This is a genomic window from Streptomyces sp. NPDC048142 (assembly GCF_043202835.1).
Taxonomy (GTDB): Bacteria; Actinomycetota; Actinomycetes; order Streptomycetales; family Streptomycetaceae; genus Streptomyces.
Map to the genome: position 1 here is coordinate 34,071 of NZ_JBIDBC010000022.1, position 24,400 is coordinate 58,470.

General features: G+C 72.9%; 9 protein-coding genes and 1 pseudogene. 5 read left to right on the forward strand and 5 right to left on the reverse strand.

Annotated elements, in window-relative coordinates; all coding sequences use genetic code 11:
• Positions 1–122 precede the first annotated feature (122 nt).
• Together ACGF2Y_RS24920 and ACGF2Y_RS24925 are read left to right on the forward strand one after the other, a co-directional pair.
• Complete coding sequence (locus ACGF2Y_RS24920) at positions 123–13,094, forward strand: amino acid adenylation domain-containing protein (RefSeq protein ID WP_392951441.1); 12,972 nt, start codon at positions 123–125, stop codon at positions 13,092–13,094.
• Positions 13,091–13,216 (forward strand): hypothetical protein, encoded by a 126-nt coding sequence (locus ACGF2Y_RS24925; RefSeq protein ID WP_392951444.1) that lies wholly within the window; start codon positions 13,091–13,093, stop codon positions 13,214–13,216. The genes ACGF2Y_RS24920 and ACGF2Y_RS24925 overlap by 4 nt, the downstream gene beginning before the upstream one ends.
• A gap of 115 nt (positions 13,217–13,331) precedes the next feature.
• Here the strand turns inward: ACGF2Y_RS24925 and ACGF2Y_RS24930 are convergent, their stop codons facing one another.
• On the reverse strand, positions 13,332–14,096 hold the full coding sequence (locus ACGF2Y_RS24930; protein WP_392951447.1) for an SDR family oxidoreductase: 765 nt from the start codon (positions 14,094–14,096) through the stop codon (positions 13,332–13,334).
• 250 nt (positions 14,097–14,346) lie between these two features.
• On the opposite strand from ACGF2Y_RS24930, the gene ACGF2Y_RS24935 reads away from it, so the two are divergent.
• Together ACGF2Y_RS24935 and ACGF2Y_RS24940 are read left to right on the forward strand one after the other, a co-directional pair.
• Positions 14,347–15,234 (forward strand): SIS domain-containing protein, encoded by an 888-nt coding sequence (locus ACGF2Y_RS24935; RefSeq protein WP_392951450.1) that lies wholly within the window; start codon positions 14,347–14,349, stop codon positions 15,232–15,234.
• A 49-nt stretch (positions 15,235–15,283) separates the two neighbouring features.
• Positions 15,284–16,153 (forward strand): ketose-bisphosphate aldolase, encoded by an 870-nt coding sequence (locus ACGF2Y_RS24940; RefSeq protein WP_392951452.1) that lies wholly within the window; start codon positions 15,284–15,286, stop codon positions 16,151–16,153.
• 279 nt (positions 16,154–16,432) lie between these two features.
• Here ACGF2Y_RS24940 and ACGF2Y_RS24945 read toward each other — a convergent pair whose 3' ends face one another.
• Both ACGF2Y_RS24945 and ACGF2Y_RS24950 read right to left on the reverse strand, forming a co-directional pair.
• Positions 16,433–17,362, reverse strand: coding sequence for an NAD(P)-dependent oxidoreductase (locus ACGF2Y_RS24945; RefSeq protein WP_392951455.1), 930 nt, complete (start codon positions 17,360–17,362; stop codon positions 16,433–16,435).
• The gene (locus ACGF2Y_RS24950; RefSeq protein WP_392951458.1) at positions 17,355–18,383 is read right to left on the reverse strand and encodes an NAD(P)-dependent oxidoreductase; all 1,029 of its coding nucleotides are present in this window, start codon (positions 18,381–18,383) and stop codon (positions 17,355–17,357) included. The genes ACGF2Y_RS24945 and ACGF2Y_RS24950 overlap by 8 nt, the downstream gene beginning before the upstream one ends.
• Between ACGF2Y_RS24950 and ACGF2Y_RS24955 the strand changes: the two genes are divergently transcribed.
• On the forward strand, positions 18,382–21,495 hold the full coding sequence (locus ACGF2Y_RS24955) for a BTAD domain-containing putative transcriptional regulator (protein WP_392951460.1): 3,114 nt from the start codon (positions 18,382–18,384) through the stop codon (positions 21,493–21,495). The genes ACGF2Y_RS24950 and ACGF2Y_RS24955 overlap by 2 nt on opposite strands.
• Before the next feature lie 192 nt (positions 21,496–21,687).
• Here ACGF2Y_RS24955 and ACGF2Y_RS24960 read toward each other — a convergent pair whose 3' ends face one another.
• Complete coding sequence (locus tag ACGF2Y_RS24960) at positions 21,688–22,674, reverse strand: hydroxyacid dehydrogenase (protein WP_392951462.1); 987 nt, start codon at positions 22,672–22,674, stop codon at positions 21,688–21,690.
• A 257-nt stretch (positions 22,675–22,931) separates the two neighbouring features.
• Positions 22,932–24,066 (reverse strand): annotated as a pseudogene (locus tag ACGF2Y_RS24965) (substrate-binding domain-containing protein).
• Between the last annotated feature and the right edge of the window lie 334 nt (positions 24,067–24,400).

A 24,400-nucleotide genomic window follows, 5' to 3' on the forward strand; every position in this document is an offset into this window, starting at 1 on the left:
CCGGGGCCGAACAGCTTCCGGCAGGGTCACTCTCAGGGTGCAGTCGGTCTCCTCCCGGCGGTTGATCCCCTGTGACCCGCGCGTTCTTAAGATCATTCTCCGGAGAACGGACCGACTGACCGGTGGAGCACGACATGACCCTGCTGGATGTACTGCTGGACGCGGTTCGTGAGGCTCCCGGGCAGGTCGTCGTTCATGTGCGCGGCGACGGCAGCGAGCTGACCGTTACGCTGCGCGAACTCCTGGACGCCTCCTTGCGCGTGGCCGGCGGATTCCAGGAGGCGGGGGTGGCGCCGGGGACCTGTGTGCCGTTGCTGGCCGACCGCAGCGAGGACTTCCAGCCGATGTTCTGGGGTGCGCTGGCGGCCGGACTCGTTCCGGTTCCGCTGGCGCCGGACGCCCGTCGGGTGCTGCCGGTCTGGGAGCACCTGGGGCGCCCTCCCGTCGTCGTGGACGCCTCGACCGCGTCTGTGAGCAGTGAACTACCCGACGGCGTACGCGCCCTGACTCTCGATGTCCTGCGGGAGGGGCCGGCCCTACGGGAACCGGCCCCTCCCGCAGGACATGACGACGTCGCGTTCGTGCAGTTCTCCTCGGGCAGCACCGGTGCGCCCAAGGGGGTCGAGGTGACCCATGGTGCGGTGCTGGCCAATCTGGAGCAGATACGGGCTGCCTCGGCGCTGGGCGCCGACGACGTGGTGGTCAGCTGGATGCCGTACTTCCACGACATGGGGCTCATCGGCACCCATCTCGCTCCTCTGGCCGCTCGGGCCCGACAGGTCAAGATCGGTCCGCTGACGTTCGCCAAGCGGCCCCGCGTGTGGTTCGAGGTGGCGGCCCGGCACCGGGCCACGGTGCTGTCCGCGGCCAACTTCGCCCTGGCGCTGGCCGTACGCCGTGTTCCCGACGAGGTCCTGGCCCGGCTGGACCTCTCCACCGTACGGCTGATCCTGGTCGGGGCGGAGCCGATCGCGCCCGCGGTGTGGCGTGCCTTCTCCCTCAAGACGCGGCCGGCGGGGCTGGATCCGGCGGCGGCCCAGCCGGTCTACGGCCTGGCGGAGGCGACGCTGGCGGTGACCTTCCCGCCATTGGGAGAGGTGGCCGTGCCCCTGGTCCTGGACCGGGCGTCGTTGAGCGGCGGAGTGGCGGAGGACGCCGAACCGGGCGAAGGAGCCGTCGAGTTGATGGACGTGGGGCGGCCGGTGGCGGGCTGCGCCGTGCGTATCGTCGATGACGCGGGCACCGTCCTCGGGGACCGGCGGGTCGGTCACATCATGGTGAGCGGGCCCCACCTGGCCCGTGGCTACCACCGCCTTCCCGACGTGAGCGCCGAGGTGTTCGCCGAGGGGTGGCTCCGCACCGGTGATCTCGGGTTCCTGCGCGACGGGCGGCTGTGCGTCACGGGCCGGCACAAGGACGTGCTGTTCCTCAACGGCCGTACCTTCCACGCCACGGACATGGAGACGGTAGCGGCGGCGACACCCGGGCTGCCTCCCGGCGCCCCGGCGGTGATCGGTTCGACCGACCCGGCCAGCGGTGCGGAGCGCGTCGTGGTGTTCGTCCCCTGGGCGCGGCCCCCGCTCGATGCGGCGGAGGTGCTCGAACGCGTCGCGGCCCGGGTGCGCGAGGCCCTGCTCCACGACGATGTGCGGGTGCTGGCCCTGCGGCCGGGTGCGTTCCCCCGTACGACAAGTGGCAAGCTGCAACGCCGACGGTTGCGGGAGCGCTTCGAGACGGGTGAGTTCGGGGCGGTCGAGCGGGGGGTGGACGGCGGAGGCGCTCCCCCGTATGCGGCTCCCTGCGGCGCGGAGGCGCCCCGGGCGTGGGCGAATCCCCGTACGGAAGCGCCCCTGGCGTGGGCCGAGGCCGTCGAGATCGTACGGGAGGTGTGGGCGCGGGTACTGGGCCGGCCCGCCGCGTCGATCGGGGCGCACGAGTCGTTCGGGAGCCTCGGGGGGACGTCGCTCAAGGCCATGGAGGTGCTGGTGGCGCTGGAGGACGCCTTCGGTGTGACGCTGCCGCCGGCCGTCATCCGCGACCACGGCACGGTGACCGCCCTCGCCGGTCACCTTCTGACGGTTGACCCCGGTCCGTCGTCGTCCGCCCCCGGAGCAGGGGAAAGCGTGGGAAACGCCGCGCCGCGTACCGGAGCAACGGCCGGGGCGGACACGACCGGCGGCCCCACCCCGGCCACCGCACCCCCGGCCACCACATCCCCACGCACAACCACCGCGGCCACCACGTCCGCAGCCGTCATCGGGATGGCGTGCCGGTTCCCCGGTGCCGACACCCCCGAGGCTTTCTGGGACCTGCTCATCGACGGGTACGACGCCGTCGCCCCCGTACCGCACGGGCGCTGGGGCGACGGCCACGACCGTCCGGGGGCTGAGCCGGAAGCTCCCCGCAGGCGTTGGGCGGCGCTGCTGGAGGACCCGGCCGCTTTCGACGCCGGCTACTTCGGCATCGGCGAGGACGAGGCGCGTGCGCTCGACCCGCAGGCACGGCTCTTCCTCGAACTCGCGCACGAGGCCCTCGAACGTGCCGGATACGCGGGGCCCCGTCGGCGCGGCCGCAGGATCGGCGTGTTCGCGGCGGTCGGGGACAGCGGCTACCGGGAGGTTCTGGACCGGGCCTCGGCCGACGGCTCTCCGCCGCCCACCGCGCTCACCGGGAATCTGCCCGCCCTCATCGCCGCCCGCGTCTCCCAGAGCCTCGACCTCGACGGTCCCGCGCTCGCTGTGGACACCGCCTGCTCGTCGGGCCTGGTGGCCCTGCATCTGGCCCGGCGCAGCCTCCTGGACGGCGAGTGCGACCTCGCCGTCGTCGGCGGGGTCAATCTCCACCTCACCTCTGCCCCGCACCGGCTGCTGGAAGAAGCGGGGGCTCTGTCCCCCACCGGGCGCAGCCGCGCCTTCAGCGCCGGCGCCGACGGCTTCGTGCCCGGCGAGGGAGGCGCGGCCGTCGTCCTGACGCGCCTCGAAGCGGCCCTGCTCGCGGACGATCCGGTGCTCGCGGTGGTCCGGGGCACGGCTGTCAACAACGACGGCCGGTCGATGAGCCTCTTGGCGCCCAACCCGTTGCGGCAGCGCGAGGCCATCACCCGGGCGTACGAGACGGCGGGCGTCGATCCCGCGTCGGTGAGCTATGTGGAGGCCCACGGAACCGGCACGGCCGTGGGGGACCCGATCGAGCTGCGATCACTCGCCCACGCGTTTCCCGTACGGCCCGACGGCGAGCCGCGGTCGCTCGGTTCGGTGAAGACCAACATCGGGCATCTGCTGAACGCCGCCGCGCTGCCCGCGCTGGTGAAGGTCGTGCTGGCCCTGGGCCATCGCAGGCTGCCGCCGTCGCTGCACCACAGCCCGCCCTCACCGGGCCTCGCCCCGGCCGGCTTCTCCGTGGTGACCGAGGCCCGGGACTGGACGTCCGCCGGGCCTCTCGTCGCGGGGATCAACGCGTTCGGCTTCGGCGGTACGAATGCCCATGCTGTTCTTGAGCAGGCTCCGTCCCTGCCGTACCTGCCGTCTCCGCCGTCCCTGTCGTGCCCGGTGGTCCCGGTGGTCCCGGTGGTCCCGGTGGTCCCGGTGGTCCCGGTAGCTACGACCTCGCTGTCGCCGGGTGCGGCGCGTGAAGTCGTACGCGAAGTCTCGCGCGAGGACACCGCCGAGGGGCCTCACTTGCTGACTCTCTCGGCGCGCAGTGCGGGCGGGCTCCGGGACGCGGTGGCGCAGCTCGCCGCGCACGTGGCGAGCCGTCCGCACCTGCGCGAGGGCGACATCTGCCGGACCGCGAGCACGTCCCGGGACGAGGGGCCCCACCGCCTCGCCGTCATCGCGGACGGTGATCTGCGCGAACGGCTCGCCGCCATCGCCGCCGGGACGGGCGGAGCGGGCGGGCACGTCGGGAGCGTCGTCGGTTCCCGGCCGCGCGTGGTCTTCCTGTTTCCCGGGCAGGGAGCACAGTTCCCCGGCCAGGATCGGGCGCTGTACCGGACGGCGCCGGTGTTCCGGGACACGTTCGACGAGGCGTCCGCGCTCCTGGGCCCGGTGTGCGGCCGGTCCCTGCTGGACTGGGGGCTGGATCCGGAGGTGGACCCCGCCGCGCAGGCCGTGACGGAGGTGGCGCAGCCGCTCCTCGTCGCCTCCGGGGTGGCGCTCGCCCGCCAACTGCGTACCTGGGGCGTGGAGCCCGACGCGGTCGCCGGGCACAGCGTCGGGGAGATCACCGCCGCCTGTGCCAGTGGGATGCTGACCCTTCGGGAGGCAGTACGGTTCGCAGCCGAGCGCGGCCGTCTCATGGGCACGTTCACCGAGCCGGGCGCCATGCTCGCCGTCCGCGGAGGTGAGGACGCGGTCGCCGCGGCGGTGGCGGCGTCCGACGAGGCGCTCGCTGTGGCCGCGTACAACGGTCCCGGGCTCCAGGTCCTCTCCGGAAGCGTCTCCGCCGTGGAGCGTGCTGCCCTCGGCCTCGACGCCCTGGGAGTCCCCAACCGTCGTCTCCGGGTCTCCCGAGCCTTCCACTCACCGCTGATGCGGCCGGTCGGTGACCCGCTCGCCGACGCGGCCCGTGCGCTGACTCCGCAGGCCCCCTCCGTCGCCCTCATGAGCACCGTCACCGCCGAGTGGCAGCCGGTCCTCGACCCGGAATACCTGCGCGAGCACGCCGAGCGCCCGGTGCTGTTCGGGGCGGCCGTGGAACGCCTGGCCCGGGAGGGGTACGACACCTTCGTGGAGGTCGGCCACGGCGCGACCCTCTCGGGTGCGGTCCGCGCGGCGACGGGAGCGTACGCGGCCGGCGAGCCGGTGGCACACGTCGGCGGAACCCGTGCGTCCGCGCGCCCGGACCGGACCGTCCCGCCCGCGCGTGAAGCGTTCCTGGACTCCGGCACGCCCGGTGCGACTGGTGTATCCGATGTATCCGGCGCGGCTGACACGGCCGGTGCGTCCGGCGTACCCGGTACGTCCGGTGGCGGAACGACGGTGGTGTGCGCCCTTCCGGGACGTTACGACGACCGCACGGACGCGGAACGGCTGCCCGGTGACGAGCACGGCGGACGCGGCGGGCACGGCGGACGCGGGGCGCTCCTGGAGACCGTCGGTCGCCTGTGGGCGCACGGCGTGCCGCTCGACCGGACCGCTCTCGACGCGGAGCACCACCGGATTCCCCTGCCCACCTACCCCTTCCAGCGCAGCCGTTACTGGGCCGATCCGCCCGCGAGCCCTCTGCTGCACCGGGTCCTGTGGGCGGACGCCGCCCTGCCCGGAAAGGCAGCGGACGCCGTGCGTTCGGTGCTGCTGACAGGACCCGACTCCGCGTTCGTCGACCGGTTCGCCTCGCAGCTCTCCGCCGAGGGCATCCGGATGTACGAACCGGGCGACGTACCGCCGGACGCCGTGGTTCTGGTGGCCGGGCCCGCTCCCGGTCAGGACACCGGCGACGCGCTCGGCCGGGCCCAGGCCACCGCGCTGGCCGCCTTTGACGAGGCCCTCGCACGGTTCGACGCGTCACGCGCGGACCGGCTGCTGGTGCTGACCGAGGACGTGCACACCACGGGGACCGCACCGGAAAGGCCCCGACCGGCCCACGCCGTGCTGGGCGGACTCCTGCTGGCCCTGCCGCAGGAGACTCCGGGCGCTTCGGCGACCGCCGTCGACCTCTGTTCGCTGGACACCCCGTCCCAGCGCCTGGCGGCCGTGCTCGCCGAGCTGGAGTCGGGCGGCGCTCCGGGCAGGGCCACCACCGTCGCCTGGCGCGCGGGGCGCAGGCTCGCCCGCCGTTTCGCACCGCTGACGAGCGGCGCCACAGCACCGGGCGAGGCGACGCGGCCACCGCTGCCGCCCGACGGCACCTTCCTCATCACCGGGGGCGGCGGCGGAATCGGTGCGGCCCTCGCCCGGGACCTCGCCGGCCGGGGCCGCCCGACCCTCGTGCTCGCCGGACGCTCCCCGCGACCGCCCGAAGGGCTGGTCGAGGAACTCCGCTCGCTGGGCGCCACCGTCCACTACCGCGTGGCCGACGTCTCCGTGGAGCTGGACGTCGACGCGCTCCTCGCCGGACTGCCTCGCCTCGACGCCCTCTTCCACGCCGCGGGGGTGGTGCGGCCCGGCACCCTGCGGAACAGGCGCGCGGAGGAGACGGCGGATGTCCTGGCCGCCAAGACCCGGGGCAGTCTGCTGCTCTCGCTGGCCCTGCGCCGGCACGGGCTCGACCCGGCGGTCCGTGTCGTGTTCTCCTCCGTCAGTGCCCTGCTGCCCGGCCTGGCGGGCGCGCTGGGCGACTACGCCGGTGCCAACGCCTTCCTCGACGCGTTCGCCGCGTCGGAGCGACACGCGGGCAGGCCCTGGCAGTCGGTGAACCTCGCCGCGGTCGCCGGGACGGGCATGACGGCGGCCCTCAGAACCGGGGCGGATGCAGACTCCGCCACCGTACGGAGCGCCGGGGACCGGCCCGTTGCCCCCGCTCCCGCGCTGGCGGCGCTCCGTACGGCATGCGGTGTCGACGCGGCGCAGCTGCTGCTCGCCGACCTGACGCCGTCCCCGCGACCTGTGGTCGTTGCGCCCCCGACCGCGACGACGGCAGCCACCGGAACGGAACCTGGAACGGACCCGGTGCCCCCCAGCCGGGCACCCGGCACCGACTCCGGCACCAGCACCGGCACCAGCACCAGCACCAGCACCAGCACCAGCACCAGCACCGACGTGAGCGTGAACGGGAGTACGCGGGCGGGGACCCAACCCCGTACCGGTACCGCCGCGTTGCTTCGCCGGCTGCTGGCCTCGGCACTACGGCTGCCTCCCGCCGGGATTCCCGAAGACGAGCCGTTCCTTACCCTCGGCCTCGACTCGCTCGCCGCCGTCGACCTCGTCAAGCAGCTCGAACGGGAGCTGGGCAGACCCCTGCCCGCCACGCTCTTCTTCGAATACCGGACCGTCGGCGAGCTGGCCGCGCACCTCGACACAACGCCCTCCCCCTCTCCGACGTCCACACCCTCCCAGGCCCTCTCCCCCGCCCCGGCTCCTGCGCCGACTGCCGCCCCGGCTGCTGCGCCGGACGGGGTGTCCTTCCCGCTCACCCCCGTCCAACTCGCCCTGTACACCAGCAGCCGGCTCTACCCGGACGTACCGCCTCACGGTTACGTCCGCCAGACCGTCCGGGGTCCCCTGGACACCCGGCTCCTGGGCCGGGCGCTCTCCGCGCTCGCCGACCGGCACACCATGCTGCGGATCCGCGTCGAGAGCATCGGGAGCACCCCGGACGGGATCGGCTCGGCGACACCGCGGCAGTACGTCGCACCGCCCGCCGCGCTCTCCGCCTGGTACGAGGTCCGCGAGCTCCCCGGGCCTGTCGAGGAGCTCGAAACCGCCCTGTGCAACCGGCCGTTCGACCTCTCCGCCGAGCCTCCCGTGCGTGCGGTCCTCGCCCGGGAGAGCCCGGAGCTGTCGCATCTGGTGCTGGTGATCCACCATGCGGCCGGTGACGGATACAGCCTCAACGTCCTCGCCGGGGAACTCTGGTCGCTCTACACCGCCCTCGCCCACGGGCACGAACATGGACACGGATACGGATACGGATACGGATACGAACACCGGCGCGGGCACGGGCACGGGCACGGGCCGACGTTGCCCGCGCTCGGCACCGACTTCGCGCGGTACGCGACCGCTGCCGCCGCTGACCGGTCCTCCACGGACGGCGCGAGGACCCTCGCCGTCGACCGGCGGTACTGGTCGGAGCGGCTGGCCTCCCGGGGCGAGCCCCTGCGCCTGCCGTACGACGGTGATCCGACCGCCCTTCCATCTGCTCCTCTGGCCACGCACCAGAGTGCCCTCGACGCCGTCCTGACCGCCGCGTTGGAGAAGCGGGCCGCAGCTCACGGGGTGAGCCTGTTCCATCTGCTGCTCGCCGTGCACGTGCGCTGTCTGGCTCGGTGGAGCGGACAGCGCGAGCTCTCCGTCAACATCGCCCGCGCCCGGCGGGAGAACCGCCTGCCGGGTCTGGACCGGCTCGTGGGGCCGCTCGCCGACACCCTCCCCCTGCTGTGCGAAACGGACCCGGACGAGCCGGTCGGGGCCCTGGCCGAACGGCTGGCGGGAATCTGGCTGGAGAGCGAGCAGCACGCGAGCCTCACCGGCCTGGACCTGGCACGGCTGCTGCCGGCCGACACGACCGGGACCGGCCCCCGGACGGTGAGCCCGGCCGGCTTCAGCTTCTCGCGCTTCCCCGCCGCCCTCGACGAGCGTTGTCCGGTGAGCGTGCGGCCGACCGCTGCCGGCACCGCCACCGCCGCGACGCACCTGAGCCTGCTGTGCTGGCAGGACGAGACGGTCCTGCGCTTCTCGTGGAACTTCCCCGTCCGGCTCTTCGCCCCGGCGACGGTGGCCCGCCTGGACCGCGACTTCCACGACGAACTGGCCGCTCTCGTCCGGCCTCGGCCCGACGTCCCGGATCGGCCGCTGACCGGTGTGGGTGTCGGTGTCGGTGTCGGACAGAGCGAGCCCGGTTCCACCGCACCGGCCGTCACGGAATCCACCGAAGCCACCGAATCCGCCGAAGCCACGCCGCTGCGGGACACCGGATCCGCCACCGTCGTGCGTCGGCTGGTCGACCGGTTCCGGGCCACCCCGGACGCGGTCGCCGTCGACACCGGCGACGCCACTTTGACGTACGCCGAACTCGACCGTGCCTCCCACGCACTCGCGGCCTCGCTCCTGGCCCGCGGCGTCACCCCGGGAAGCCTCGTCGGGCTGCTCACCGAACCGGGCGCCGACACCGTCGTCTCGGTCGTCGCGGCCCTGCGCGCCGGGGCCGGCTGGGTTCCGCTGGACGCCGGCCACCCGACCGCACGGCTGGTGGACCAGCTCACGCGCTCGGGCACCCGTACGGTGCTGTGTCACGCCGCCACCCGGGCGGTGGGGGAAACGCTCGGCGACGTCACCCTGATGTCCGTCGACGCTTCCGCGCCGCTCTCGTGGGACGCGCGGCAGGAGTCCGCCGTGAGCGTGGACCGGGCCGACGGTTCCGTCCGGTGCCCGGACGGGCTCCCCGCACCCGACGGCCCGGTCGACGCGGACGAGATCGCCTATGTGATCTTCACCTCCGGATCCACCGGCCGGCCCAAGGCCGTACCCATCACCCACCGGTCGATGGAGAACTACCTCGACTGGGCGATCAGCACGTTCGGATACGACGAACACGACCGGCTCGCGCAGACCGCTTCGCCCTGCTTCGACGCCTCCGTCCGCCAGCTTCTCGCCCCGCTGCTCGTCGGCGCCACCGTGGTCACGGTGGCCTGGGACCTGCTGCGCGATCCCGACCGGCTGCTGACGCACGTCGAGCGCAGCCGGATCACTGTCTGGAGCTCCGTCCCCACGCTCTGGGAGCAGCTCCTCTGCGCTTCCGAGGAACGGGTCCGGAACGGCGCACCGCGACCGGACCTGGCCGCACTCCGGTGGATCCATCTCGGCGGCGAGGCCCTGGCGCCCGCTCATGTACGCCGCTGGTTCGACCTCTTCGGCGACGGCCAGCGCATCGCCAACCTGTACGGTCCGACCGAGGCGACCATCAACACGAGCTGCCACATCATCCGCGCCCGGCCCGGCGACCAGGTGCGGCGGCTTCCCATCGGCCGCCCGGTCTCGGGCACGGAGGTGGAGGTCGTCGGACCCGGCGGGGAGCCCCGGCGGCCCGGCGAGGCCGGCGAGCTCCTCATCTCCGGAATCGGCCTGACCCCGGGGTATCTCGGCGAACCCGCCCTGACCGAAGCCGCGTTCACGGTCCGGCGCGGGCGGCGCTGGTACCGCAGCGGCGACCGGGTGCGGTGTTCCGAGGACGGCACCCTGGAGTTCCTCGGGCGGCTGGACGACCAGGTGAAGATCCGTGGCAACCGGGTCGAGCCGGGCGAGATCGAGGCGGTGCTCCAGACCCACCCTGACGTCACCCACGCCGTCGTCCTCGCCCAGGACGGACGCCTCAGCGCCTTCGTGACCCCCGGGCCCGGTTCGGCCGGAGCGGATGCCGTGGCGCTGCGGCTCCATCTGGCGGAGTCGCTGCCTCCGTACATGCTCCCGTCCCGGATCACCCGTGTCGGCAGGATGCCGCTGACGAGCACGGGCAAGATCGACCGCCGGGGGCTGCCGGCCCTTGAGGAAGCGACCGTCCCGCCCGGGGCGGACCCGGACGCCGGCCTCGGCGCGCGTACGGGCGACATCGGCACACCGCCACGCACTCCGCCCCGCACTCCGACCGAGGTCCTGCTGGCCGCCATCTGGTCCGCCCTGCTCCGGGCCGAGGACGTGTGCCGTGAGGACGACTTCTTCGCCCTCGGCGGCGACTCCCTCCTCGTGCTGGAAGTGTTCGCCCGGTTGGAGAAGCAGGGCGGTCCGCTCCCCCGGCCGACCGTGATCTACCGGCACCGTACGCTCGCGGCTCTCGCAGGCGCGGTGGACGCGGGCATCGACGCCGCGGCGCACGTGCCGGCACGGGAACGCGATGATGCCGCCACCCGCCCCCAAACCCTCGATCCGACCGCGACTCCCACGCCCTTCCCGCTCACACCCACCCAGCGGGGCTTCCTGCTGGCCGAAGTCATGGCACCGGGTATGACATCGTCCGGGCTCACGCGGCTGCGGCTGCACGGCCCCCTCGACCCCGCCCGCTTCCAGAGCGCGGTGGACTTCCTCGTCGGGCGGCATCCGATGCTGCGTACCGTCTTCCCCGCCGGGACGCGCCCGGCCGTCCAGCAGGAGCTTCCGCCCTCGCTGCGCCTGCCGGTCGACTTCGAGACCCTCACCGACCCGGAGCAGGTGGAAGAACGGGTCGCCGCGGAACGGGCGCGCCGCTTCGAACCCTGGGCGTGGCCCCTGCTGCGCCTGCGGGTGCTCACCGTCGCACCGGACGAACACGTCCTGGTGGCGCACGCCCACCACATCATCGGCGACGGATACAGCGCAGCCCTCCTGGTACGGGAGCTGACGACCGTGTACGACGCCTTGTCCCGCGGCGAAGAACCGGCGCCGGCCCCCCTGCGCAGCACCTTCCGCGACCACGCCGTCCAGCTAGCGGAACGCGCGAAGCGCATGGAGCGCACGGGTGCCCCCGCCACGACGCCCCCTGGTGCGGGCTCCGTCGGGCCGACCGGCGAGGACCGGCGGGCACGGATCGGCGCGCCCTACCGGCCGCCCGTACTCTCCGCCGGCACGACCACCGGTACGCCTCCGGGCACGAGCACGCGCCCGCTCTTCCACACCCACGGGTTCACGGTCGACGCCGGCCAGGTGACGGCGCTGCGCAGCCTCGCCGCGCGCAACGGCTCCACCCTCTACGCCCCTGTGCTCACCGCCTACTACCGGGCGCTCGTAGCGACCACCGGCCGGGCGGACCTCCTGCTCGGTCTCGCGGTGAACGGCCGGGACCCTGCCCTGCCCGACGCACACCGGGTGTTCGGTCCCTTCGCCACGGCTGTTCCCCTCCGGCCGGCCGGCCCGGCGTCCGGGCGGCCCGACGACGCGGGTTTCGAGGACGATGTGCGGCGTGTCGCGGCCGAGGCCGCCGCAGCGCAGACGTACGAGGGGGTCGTACCGCTGCTGCCCAACGGGCTGCCCCTGACCTCGCAGTTCTTCTTCACCTATCTGGACTTCTCCGCTCTGGGCCCGGAGAGCGGTGGGACGCTGACGGTCACCCGGGAGGACGGCGACAGCGCGTACACACCGCCTCCGGCCGGTACGGACGTGTTCCTGGCGGCCGGTCCGGACGGCGGGCGGCTGCGGATCACCGTCCGGGCGGCGGCGAGGGCGTTCACTCCGCAGGCGCTGGCCGCGTTCGCGGACTCGGTACGCGACGGGCTCGCGCGGGCGGCGGCCTCGGCCGTGCCCGGTCCCGGCCGCCTCGACCGCCCGGCCGGCCCCGGCCGGGACCAGCGGATGGACGCCGCGCTCGTCGGCTATCTGCCGTCCCCGGCCGACCTCGCCCGGCTGGCGGGCCTGCCGGAGACGGCGCTGCCGCGCGAGGAGTTGCGGGCCCTGCTGTTCCCCGACGGGCGGCCACGGCTCCTGGAGACACTGCGTACACCGCTGGGCCGTTCGGGCTTCGTGTGCGTCCCGCTGTTCGCGGACGAACTCGCCCCCGGCGACGGCCTGCTCGGACACACCACGCGAGGGGTGGAGCTCGCCTCGTCCCTCGGTGCGCGTGCTGTGTCCCTGGCCGGAATGATCCCGTCGCTCACCGGTTACGGCTTCGATGTCCTGCGGGCGGTCGGCACGACCGCAGCCGTCCCCGCCACCCTTGCTGTCCCCGCCGTCCCTGCCACTCCTGCCGCCTCTCCTGTCCCCGCCGTTACTACCGGTCATGCGGCGACCGTCGTGTCCGTCGTCAGAACCGTGCACGCCGCTCTCGACGCGACCGGGCAGGAACTCGGCTCTCTCACCGTCGCGTTCGTGGGGCTCGGCTCGATCGGCTCCTCCTCGCTGGAGTTGCTGCTCACCCGGGCCCAGCGGCCGCCCGCCCGGCTGCTGCTCTGTGACGTACCGGGCAGCGGACCGCGCCTGAAGGAACTGGCCGAAAGCCTCCTGGAGCGCCGGCTCGCCGAGGTCGTGGAGGTGGTCGAGTCGCACAAGGGGCTGCCCGACGCCGTGTACGGGGCCCGCCTGATCGTCGCGGCGGTCAGCGGGGGCGGCACGCTCCTGGACGTCGACCGTCTCGCACCGGGTACGACCGTGGTCGACGACTCGTTCCCGCACTGCTTCGACACGTCTCGCGCCATCGGCCGGATGGAACGGGCGAAGGACGTCCTGGTCGTCGGCGGTGGGCTGCTGAGCGTCGGCCCCACGGAACGGCAGGTGGCCGAAGACCTGCCGGCCGCCGCGGTGGCCGGATATCTCGCCCAGCCGCTGGTGCCGGACACCATCGCGTCCTGCCGGCTGGAGTCCTTGCTCCATGCCTCGGGGGCCGATGTGCCGCTCGTCCACGGTCCGGTCGACGCGGCCACCGGCCTGGCCTACTGGGAGGCCGCGGAGGCGACCGGCACCCGTGCCGCGCCGCTTCACCTTCTCACCCGCACCATCGACCCGGACATGCTCAGGCAACACCCCTGGAACTCATGACCGTTCCTCTCCTCACACAGGGCGGAACGGCGGACCCGGCCCCGCTGTTCGTCAGTGAGACAGGGTCGACCCTCCCGGCCCGGCTCGCGGCACTGGACGCGTGGGCGCCGCCCGTGGCGTGAGGGACACGAGAGCTTCGGGGGATGCGAGGGACATGTGGATGCGAGGGAGGGACGTAGGGATGTGTGCGGTGCCGGGAGGCCGATCGGGTCGCCCCGGCACCGTGCCCTCCGCCGCTCAGAGCCCGATGCCGCCCGTGGCGTCGATGCTCTGGCCGGTGACCCAGCGGGCGTCCTTCGAGGCGAGGAAGGCCACGACGTCGGCGATGTCGGCCGGCTGGCCCATGCGGCCGAACACCGAGTGCGCCGCCAGGGCCGCCGCGGCCTCGGGCGTCTCGCGTCGCCGGGCGTTCATGTCGGTCTCCACGAAACCGGGCACCACGGTGTTCGCCGTAATGCCTCGCCCTGCCACTTCCTTTGCCACAGCAAGCGTCAGCGTCTCCACCGCTCCCTTGGTCATGGCGTAGGTCACCGACTCCGGAAATGACCGGTGAGCGGCGGCCGACGAGATGTTGACGATCCGCCCTTCATCCCGCATCAGGGTCAAACCCTGCTGGATAAGGAACAGCGGTGCTTTCACGTTCACCGCGAACAGCCGGTCGAAGACCTCCGGTGAGGCGTCACCTATTCGCCCGGATCCGCTCTCACCGGCGTTGTTGACCAGAATGTCCAGCACCGGCTCCTCGCCCCGGTCCGCCATTCCCGCGCCGAACGCCTCGTACAGCGCTTCGGAGTCGCCCCGCACTCCCAGCAGGGAGCCCACCGCGAAAGCCTGTCCGCCCGCTTTCCGGATCTCCTCGACCACCTGCCGCGCCGCCTCCCCCCGCACACCGTAATGAACGGCGACCAAAGCACCGTCACACGCAAGCCGCCGGGCAATCGCCCGGCCGATGCCGCGACTGGCACCCGTGACCAGGGCGACCTTTCCTGCCAACGAACCCATGAATCAGCCCCCTACCTCGAACATTCCGCAGAAATCGCGAAGCGCAGCCACCCTACCCATTGCCACGGACGGAAATGCGCTACCGCGAAGCAGGGGACCGCGCGGACCGGGCCTGCCTCCCCGGTCCGGCGGCGGGAGGAGGTCGGGCCCGCCCCGATGCACGGAGCACGCACCCATCTGCTTGTTATTGCTTGAAAGGCTGACCTAATATGCAGCTTCGAGCATCACTCGCGGGACAGGGAGCAACCAGATGACGTACGTGGCTCAGGAGCTGGCCAGCCAGCCCGACTGCTGGCAGGTGGCCGCCGGTATGGCGGACGGGCTCGCCCACCGGCTTCCGGCCGCCGGTGAACGCATCGCCGTGGTCGGCTGCGGAACGTCGTACTTCATGGCCCAGGCCTACGCGGCTCTGCGGGAGGGCAGCGGTCAGGGCGAGACCGACGCCTTCGCCGCGTCGGAGTTCCCGGTCGGCCGCCGCTACGACCGGATCGTGGCGCTGAGCCGCTCCGGCACCACGACGGAGGTGCTCGAACTCCTCGGGCGGATCGGTGACACGAGCCGCCGCACGGTGGTCATCGGCGACCCCGACACCCCCATGGCGGCGATGGCCGACGACCCGATCGTGCTCGACTTCGCCGATGAGAAGTCCGTTGTGCAGACCCGCTTCGCGACCTCGGCGCTGACCCTGCTCCGTGCCCACCTGGGCCTGCACACGGACGCGGTCGTCGAGGACGCCCAGGTGGCGCTCGCCGAGCCGCTGCCCGTCGGACTGGTGGAGTGCAGCCAGTTCACCTTCCTCGGGCGGGGCTGGAGCGTGGGCCTCGCCAACGAGGCGGCGCTGAAGATGCGCGAGGCCGCGCTCGCCTGGACCGAGGCGTACCCGGCGATGGAGTACCGGCACGGCCCGATCAGCATCTCCACCCGCTCCACGGCGACCTGGATGCTCGGCGAGGCCCCGTCCGGGCTGATGGACGAGGTGCACGCGACCGGCGCCCGGTGGGTGGCCGGCGGCCTCGACCCGCTCGCGGAACTGGTACGGGTGCAACGTCTGGCGCTCGCCATCGCGAACGCCCGCGGTCTCGACCCGGACCGGCCCCGCCACCTCACCCGCTCGGTGATCCTCAGCAGCACGGCCTGACGGCCGGCCCCCTTCTCCCACTCGACGGTCCCTCATCCCGGAGTTCGCCATGCCCATCGCCGCCACCGGCGATCTGATCGCCGAGGCCACCGCGCAGCAATGTGCGGTCGCCGCGTTCAACGTCATCACCCTCGAACACGCGGAGGCCGTCGCCGAGGGCGCGGAGGCCGCGGGGTCACCGGTGATCCTGCAGATCAGCGAGAACGCCGTCGCCTATCACCGGGGCCGGCCGCGTCCTCTCGCGCGCGCCGCGGCGGAGGTGGCGGACCAGGCCGGTGTCCCCGTCTCCCTGCATCTCGACCATGTGCAGTCGGCCGAGCTGCTGCACCGGGCGGCGGACTGCGGTTTCAGTTCGGCGATGTTCGACGCCGCCCGGCTGCCGTACGCGGAGAACCTGGCGGCCACCCGCGCCGCCGTCGTATGGGCGCACGAGCGGGGCCTGTGGCTGGAGGCGGAGCTCGGGCAGGTCGGCGGGAAGAACGGGGAGCCGCCGCTCAACGCCCATGCGCCCGGGGCCCGTACGGATCCGGAGGAGGCGCGGTCGTTCGTCGCGGCCACCGGGGTCGACTCCTTGGCCGTGGCGGTCGGCACGTCGCACGCCATGACCTCGCGGGACGCCGTCATCGATCACGCGCTGCTGGGCAGGCTGTGCGAGGCCGTGCCGGTTCCGCTGGTGCTGCACGGTTCCTCCGGCGCGTCCGACGAGGAGCTGGCCCGTGCCGTGGCGGGCGGGATCCGCAAGGTCAACATCGGGACCGCGCTCAACATCGCGATGACCGGAGCGATACGGGAGCGGCTGGCCGAGGACGAGCGGGCGGTGGACCCGCGCCGGTATCTGGCGGACGGCCGGGACGCGATGGCCCGCACGGTGGCCCGGATGATCTCGGTGCTGCCTGCGGGGTGGGCACACGCCGCGTGACGGGCCTCGGGAGGCGTCGCTCTCACCGTCCGCCACCGTCGTACGGAACACCTCGCCGCCCAACGTACGCAGCACCGCGTCCGCCACCCGGCGCGGTTACAGGTGGTGGAAAACCGGGACTCCGCGAACAAGAGGTTCGAGCTGGACATGAACAGCCGCCCGGATCGGGACCTGGCCACCTCGGCGACGGGCGACCGGCCCACGCACTCCGCGCGGAGAGGCCGCCTCAGAAGCCGGTGAGGCCAGAGCGAACCTGTGTCAGGGCGGAGTCGCCTCCCGTCAGAAGTGCCCGTCGTCCGGTCGTCCCGCGCTCTGCGTCCCTTGCTCCGCAGTGCCTCGTGCTTTCAGCAGCTCGAACACGCTGGAGAAGCTGTCCTGCCCGTGGCCATCGGCCGACCGCTCGTCGAGCAGGGCCTTCAGCGGCTCATGGACGTCGGTGGCGATTCCGCTGGCCCTGCTGAGCTGGATGAGGCTGTCGACCCCGGCCCGGTTGAGGTCGACCGTGGAGACTCCGCCCGCATACGCCGATTGTCCTGCCTCGCGCGCCAGTTCGGGCAGGAACTCGGCCATCCCGTGCAGCCATCGGGCCGCCAGCGGGGCGAACACCTCAGGGGTGGTACCGACCGGGTCGAGCAGTGCCGCGGCGTGCAGAAATCCGGTGAGGGCCGCGTATCCCGTACCCAGCAGGGCCAGGTCATGGATCTCCGCAGAACCGGGGTCGGTGCCGAAGTAGTGTGCCGGCGCCATCACTTCCAGTTCGCGCCGGTACGTGGTGAAGGCATGCTGGGAACCGCTGTAGAGGAAGAAGCCCTCCGGGGTGGCGACGGTCTCGGGGAGGGCCATCATGGCGCCGTCGAGGTAGTCGGCGCCGTGCCCGGCGGCCCAGGCGGCCAGTTCACGGGCGTGGTCGGGGGTGCTGTTGGCGAGGTTGACCAGGGTGCGGCCCTGCAGGATGGAGGCCGTGGGGCCGAGGGCCTGCCGGACCGCGGCGTGGTCGAGGAGCGGGACGATCACCAGTGAGCCGGCCTCGACCGCATCGGCGGCGGTGGCCGCGCGGATCGCACCTTGTGCGACGAGTGCGTCGGCTTTCGCCGCGGTGCGGTTCCATACGGTGGTCGAGTAGCCGGCGTCGAGGAGCGCAGAGGCGATAGGGGCGCCCATGCGGCCGAGGCCCAGGACCGTGACGTGGGGCTTGGTCTGTTCAGGCACTCCGCTCGCCCTTCGTGATCGTCTCGATGACGCTGGCGATGCCGCTGGAGCCGTGTCCGGTGGCCGCCGCCCGGTCCAGCAGGCTCCCGATCAGTTCCGGCACGTCGGTGCCGAGGCCGCCGGCCCGGCTGGTGTCCAGGAGGTGCTCCATCGCTGCGGCGTGCACCTCCACGGTGCCGTCGTCGTCCGGGAAGACGCCGTTCTTGATCTGGCGGGAGTGGTCGGCCATCAGCGAGGTGACGAACGGCATGTGTTCCGTCGCCACCGCCGCGAAGGCTGCCGGGTCGACGCCTGCCGAGCCCACCAGGGCGACAGCGTGGTAGAAGCCCGCCAGCGCCCCCCAGGCCATGCCGAACAGCGCGGTGTCGTACACCGGGGCCAGCGCCGGATCGGCGCCGAGATGGACAGCGTTGCCCAGGCTCGCCAGCACCGGCCGGTGGGAGGCGAAAGCCTCCGGCGAACCGCTGAAGACGAACAGCGCCTCGGGCCGCCCGACGAGACGTGTACCGCTCATGGCCGCGCCGTCGAGGTAGTCGGCGCCGTGCCCGGCCGCCCAGGCGGCCATCCCGGTGGCATCCTCCGGAGTGCCGGAGGTCAGGTTCACCAGAACCCGCCCGCGCATGCGCGGTGCCACCGGGCCGAGCAGATCGCTCACGGTTGCGTAGTCCGGCAGGCAGACCACGACCAGGGGACTCGCGGCGACCGCCTCTTCGACGGTCGCCGCACGGACGGCGCCCTGGGCGACGAGTGCGTCGGCCTTCGCGGCGGTCCGGTTCCATACGGTCGTGGCGTAGCCGGCGGCGAGGAATGCCTGGGCGAGCCGGGTCCCCATCTGTCCCAGGCCGATCACCGACACCATGGACTGCTCGTGGTTCGCGTTCTCCGACATGAAGTGACTCCTGGTTCCTTGCTTCTCCGCTGACCGCACCGGACGGTTCGTTCGGTGTGTCCTCACTGTGCCGACCAGTGCTGGCGGAACTCTGTCGGTCCGCTGTCGGTCGGCCCGATACCGTGCAGCCATGTACTTCTCGGTGCTCGGGCCGCTCACTGTCCGGACAGCTGCCGGCCACACGGTCGACGTCCCCGAGGCGAAGGTGCGCGCCTTGCTGGCCGCTCTGCTCGTCCACGCGGGACAGCCCGTCTCGGCCGACCGGCTCGTGGACGATCTATGGGGTGAGCGGCTGCCCGGAAATCCCGCTGGTGCCCTGCAGACAAAGGTCTCGCGACTGCGCCGCGCCCTGGCGCGGGTCGAACCCGGGGCCGAGACGCTGGTGGAGTCGAGGCCGCCGGGGTATCTGCTGCGTATCGGCCCCGAGGATGTGGACTCCCGCCGGTTCACCGACCTGACCGCCATCGCCTACGGCACGCAGGACGCGCGCATCAGGGCGGATCTGCTGACCGAAGCTCTGGAGCTGTGGACGGGAGAAGCCTTCGCCGGCCTGGGCGACCTGGAGTTCCTGCGCACCGCGGCCGAACGCCTCGCCGAGCAGCGACTCACCGCCCTGGAGGCGCTGGCCGAGGCCCGCCTCGAACTGGGCCAACATCACATGCTGATCGGAGAGTTGGGCGAGCTGGCGGTCCGCCACCCGCTGCGGGAGCGGCTGCGCGCCGCCCAACTGCGTGCCTTGTACCGGGCCGGGCGGCAGTCCGAAGCGCTGTCCGTGTACGACGCATTGCGCAAGCAGCTGGCCGAGGAGCTGGGCGTGGACCCCAGCCCCGAACTGGCCGCCCTGCGCCAGGGGATCCTCGAACACGACGCCGCCCTTCAGCCGCCTCCCGCCTCCCCGAAGCGGAGGTACGGCGACCTGGCGGCTCCGCTGACCGGCCTCATCGGCAGGAGGGAAGCGTTGCCCGCGCTGGGTGAACTCCTCACCGTCCACCGGCTGGTGACACTGACCGGGCCCGGCGGGGTGGGCAAGACCCGCCTGGCGGAGGAGGCGGCCGGCCGTGCAGCCGGCGCCTACCCCGACGGCGTACGGATGGTCGAACTCGCCGGATCCACCGAGGTGGCCGAGCAGCTCAGCGCCGCCCTGGGCATACGGGAAGAGGGGGCGCTGGGGCTGGAGGACGCCCTGCGTTCGAGGCGACTCCTCCTGCTCCTGGACAACTGCGAGCACGTCATCGACTCGGCGGCCGACGTCGTACGCCGAATCCTGGCCGCTGCACCCGGGTTGAGCGTCCTGGCCACCAGCAGGGAACCTCTCGGCCTGGCCGCAGAGGTGGTGTGGAACGTACCACCGTTGCCGCAGGCCGACGCCGAGGAGCTGTTCGCCGCGCGAGCAGCGGCCGCCGCGCCTGGTTTTGCCGTCACGGAGGACAACGCGGAGGCCGTCGCGACGATCTGCCGCCGCCTCGACCGCATACCGCTGGCCCTGGAACTGGCAGCCACCCGGGTCCGTGCGCTGGGTGTGCACGAACTGTGCGCCCGCCTCGACGACAGATTCCGTCTCCTTGCCGGTGGCCGCCGCGGCGTGTCACCGCGTCAACGAACGCTCCGAGCGATGATCGACTGGAGCTGGGAGCTGCTCGGCGACGACGAACGGATCCTCCTGCGTCGTCTGGCCGTCTTCGCCGATGGCTGCACCCTCGAAGCGGCCGAGGCCGTGTGCGGCGGAACCGGCCAGGACGTCCTCGACCCCCTGATCCGCCTGGTGGATCGCTCACTTGTCACCGTGACCGACGGCCGTCGCTACCGGCTGCCGGAATCGATCGCGGCCTACGCCCATGAACGCCTGACGGAGACAGGCGAGTCCGGGGCACTCGAACAGCGCCACCAGGCCTACTACAACGAGCTCGCCGAACAGGCGGCAGCCGGACTCCACGGGCCCGAGCAGCAGAGCCGGCTGACCCGCCTCGACCACGAAAGCGCCAATCTGCGCACGGCCCTGGAACGCGCCGTGCTGCGGAAGGATGCCCCCGGGGCCCTGCGCATGGCGCTCGCCTCGACCTGGTACTGGTTCCTGCGCGGCCGGCTGAACGAGGCCCGGCGATCACTGAGGGAAGCCCTGCACATCAGCGGTCACACGGACACGGCCCTCCGTTCCCGAGCTGCCGTCTGGTACGCGGGATTCACCCTGCTGGCCGGGGAGGGACAGGACACCGTGGTCCGTCCGCCCGACGTAGCCGTCGACAGCGAAGCGGGTGGCGCACGAGCCATGTGGTTCCTCGGCTACGCCTCGCTCAGCGCGGGTGAAGACCTGGCCCGCAGCGAGACGCTGGTGGGCCGAGCCCTGACCGGCTTCCGCACAGCGGGCGATCTCTGGGGCATCGCCGCGGCGCAGAGCACCCGGGCCACCCAGGCCCTGCTGCGCGGCGACCTCGCCGCAGTGCGCCACAGTGCCGAGGACGGCCACGCGCTCTTCACGGAACTCGGCGACCGCTGGGGGCAGTTGCAGACCGCCTATCCACTGGCAGCTCTGGCCGCGATCACCGGCGACTACACGCGCGCCGCACGCCTGCATCAGGACGGTCTCCACCTGGCCGAGGAACTGGGCTTCTGGACGGAAGCCGCCGACCGGCTCACCGGGCTGGGCAGGGTCGCTCTCCTGACCGGTGACTTCCCTCAGGCCACCGAGCTCCACCGCAAGGCGATGACCCTGGCGGCCGAACACGGTTACGCGGCAGGCGAGATCCACGCCGAAATCGGCCTCGCCCTCACAGCCCGGCGCGAGGGCGACTTCGACCGCGCCGAGAGGCACCTGCGTAATACCCTCACATGGCACCGCGAAGTCGACTTCGGCCCCGGCCCCGCACTCCTCCTCGCCGAACTCGGCTTTCTCGCCGAACAACGCGGCGACGTGTCCGCGGCCCTGTCCCTGCACCGCCAGGGCCTCTCCGTCGCCCGGGACAGCGGCGACCCCCGGGCTGTGGCTCTCGCCCACGAGGGCCTCGCCGGGGCATATGCCCTCGCGGACCGACCCGTGCAGGCCGCCCGCCTCCTGGGCACAGCCAGCCGGGCACGGGAGTCCTCCGGCGCCGCGCTCCCGGAGGCCGAACGCGGCGACGTCGACCGCATCACAGCCAAGACCCTCGCAGCGCTGGGCACGGAGAGGTTCGCTGCGGAGTTCTCTGCCGGCATCGACGACGATCCCGACCCGGGCCGCCCTGACGGGGCGCTGCGTAGCGAGGGCTGAGGAACCTGAACGGTGCACCGTGGCCGAGCCCGAGGCACGAAAGGGCTCGGCCAGCACCCCCTATGAACGCCCCTTTCCCCGGAGCAGGATCGGAAACGGTCGGCGGGAGCGGTGCCGCCTTCGTCCCGGTGCCCGTGATCGTGACGACGAGGACGGTGCACGCCCCCGTCCTCGTACGGGTACGGGTACGGGTCAGGCCTTCTGGTGCAGGGTGCGGGGGTCCACAGCGTGGGCGAACGGCAGGCCGTGCGCGTACCGTTCGACCTCGTCGACGGCGGCGTCCGCCAGCCGGTGGAGTTCGCCGCCCTGGGACCCGGCGATGTGCGGGGTGAGGAGCACGTTCGGCAGGTCGTAGAGGGGTGAGTCGGCGGGCAGGACCTCCGGTTCCGTGTGGTCGAGCACGGCGTCCAGTCGTCCGGTGGCGAGTTCCTTCACCAGCGCGTCGGTGTCCACCAGGGAGCCGCGCGCGGTGTTGACGAGGGTTGCCCCGTCCGGCATCAGGGCGAGGCGTTCGGCGTCGAACAGTTGGCGGGTCGCCGGGAGTTCGGGGGCGTGGATGCTGACGACGTCGCTCTGTGCCGCCAGGGCGTCGAGATCTGCGCGCTCCACTCCCAGGGTCCGGGCGTCGGCCTCGTCCAGGTAGGGGTCGTGGACCAGGACGCGCAGGTCGTAGGGGCGCAGCAGTTCGACGACGCGGCGTCCGATGCGGGAGGCGCCGACGATGCCCACGGTGCGGCGGTAGTTGCCGACGCCGGGGAACCTTTCGAGGAGGTTCACCCGGGAGCGTGCTTCGCGGTAGACGCGGGCGCTCTCCAGGACGTGCTTGTTGGCGAAGAGGATCGCCGCGACCGTGTACTCGGCGACCGGGAAGGCATTGGCCGTCGCGGCGGTGCTGACGGCGATGCCCCGGTCCCAGACGTCCTGGGTGATGTGGTGCTTGACGGAGCCGGCGGCGTGGACGACCGCGCGCAGCCGGGGCATGGCGCTCAGGGCCGCCGGGTCCAGGGGCGGGCAGCCCCAGCCGGTGAACAACACCTCGGCTTCGTGGAGTCCGGTGCGCTGGGCGGGGTCGTCGGCGCCGAAGTCGGTGACGAGGACGCCGGGGACGAGGTCGGCGACGCGGGTGAGCCGGTCCAGGGCGGCGGGGGCCAGGATCGCCGCCCGGGTCTCGCCGCTCATCGCCAGGACAGTGCGGGGGCGGGTTCGCCGGTGCGGGGCTGGGGTGCTCACTTGACGGCTCCTGCGGTCAGGCCCGAGCGCCGGAAGCGCTGGAGGCGGAGGAAAGCGACGATCAGGGGGCGACGGCGACGATCGAATCGATCATTTCTGCCGTGAGGCCCCGTCATGGACACACACCTGGCCCCGGACAGGGGAAGAGCCGCTCCCCCAGGGCCTGTTGGCCGGGGGCCCGGCTCTTCGCACGGAGCTTCTCCCCGTCAGGGGGCGGCGGCCGCCCCGCAGGAGACCCGGATCCGCAGGGTGGGCAGGATGTCGAGGTGCCGACGGGCGGCGGACCCTCGGCCCGCCATCGCCTCCCCCTCCCCCGCGCCCGTCGCGTCCCCCCACGCCGAGCCGGGACAGCAGGATCCGGGCGGCGGCGGCGCCGACCGTGTGCTTGTCCGGGGAGACGGCGGTGAGCGGCAGGTCGGCGAGGCCGGCGACCTCGTCGTCGTACGCGATCACCGCGAGGTCCTCGGGCACCCGCACCCCCCGGTCCTGGAGCCGGGGGATGAGGACGATCGCGTCCGCGTCGCTGTGCACGATCGCGGCGGTCACGTTGCCGCCCGCCACGGCTTCGCACAGATACTCCAGCGTCCGCCCGAACCGATCGGCCTCCGACCGCGACGGGGCATCGTCCGGCGGCGAGGCCGGAACCGGGGTCAGCCCCCATGCCTCCACGGCGGCCCGGTGCCCGATCCGGAGCCGGGGAGCGGTCGGGCTGTCCTGCACGGCGAGCGCGATCCCTCGGTGCCCGAGCCCGGCCAGGTGCGCCACCGCTTCGGCGGCCCCGTGCGCATGGTCCGAGCGCACCCGGTCCAGGCCCGCCGCCGGATGCCCGAGCGGGGCCCAGCGCTCCACGAGGACGACCGGGGTCTCCTGCTCCACCGCCCACAGGCCCTCGCCCGGTTCCGGGCAGCCGCGCTCCCAGCTCGGTGTGAGCAGGAGTCCGTCGGCGCCGGTGGACAGCAGGCGGCGGGCCTGGGCGGCGTCCTCGTCGGGGAGGTAGTGGGAGAGCCCGATCGTCAGCCGGGCCCCCGCGGCCTCGACGGTCTGCCGGGCGCCGCGCACCACGTCCGCGTAGTAGTACTCGGTGGTCGGCACCACCATGCCCACCACCAGCCCTTCGGCGGAGGGTGCGGCGACGGGGGCGGGCCGGTACTGCCCGGCGGGCCACACCACCGCGCCGTGCAGCCGCTCCACGAGCCCCTGGGCGGCCAGCGCCTCGACGTCACGGCGCAGGGTGACGGCGGACATGCCGAGTTCCCCGGCGAGCTCGGCGACGCGCAGGCTGCCACGCTCGCGGACGAGTTCGAGCACCCGCTCGTGGCGCCGATCGACGTGCAGTCTCATGGATCCCCCTGGGCTCGGAGACAGCTGGGCTCTGGGCTGACGGTGTTCCGGCGGTGACCCGCTGCCGCACGCGGACGGCGGCACCGTGTGCGGATTCCGGGACCGTACGGCCAGGGCACAACCTTATCGATCACCTGCCGCTCGAAACGATCCGATCGGGCCTTCACGTCGGCGCGACAGGCGCGCGCCGGTTCAGCCGGACAGGGTGACACACACCCCCGGGAAACGATCGATATGATCAATTCGGCCAGAGTCATGGAGTGAGCCGTCTGGATGCTGCTGGGAACCGCCCGCCCGCTCAGAGCAGTCGGATCCCGGGCCCCACGTCCGCCGA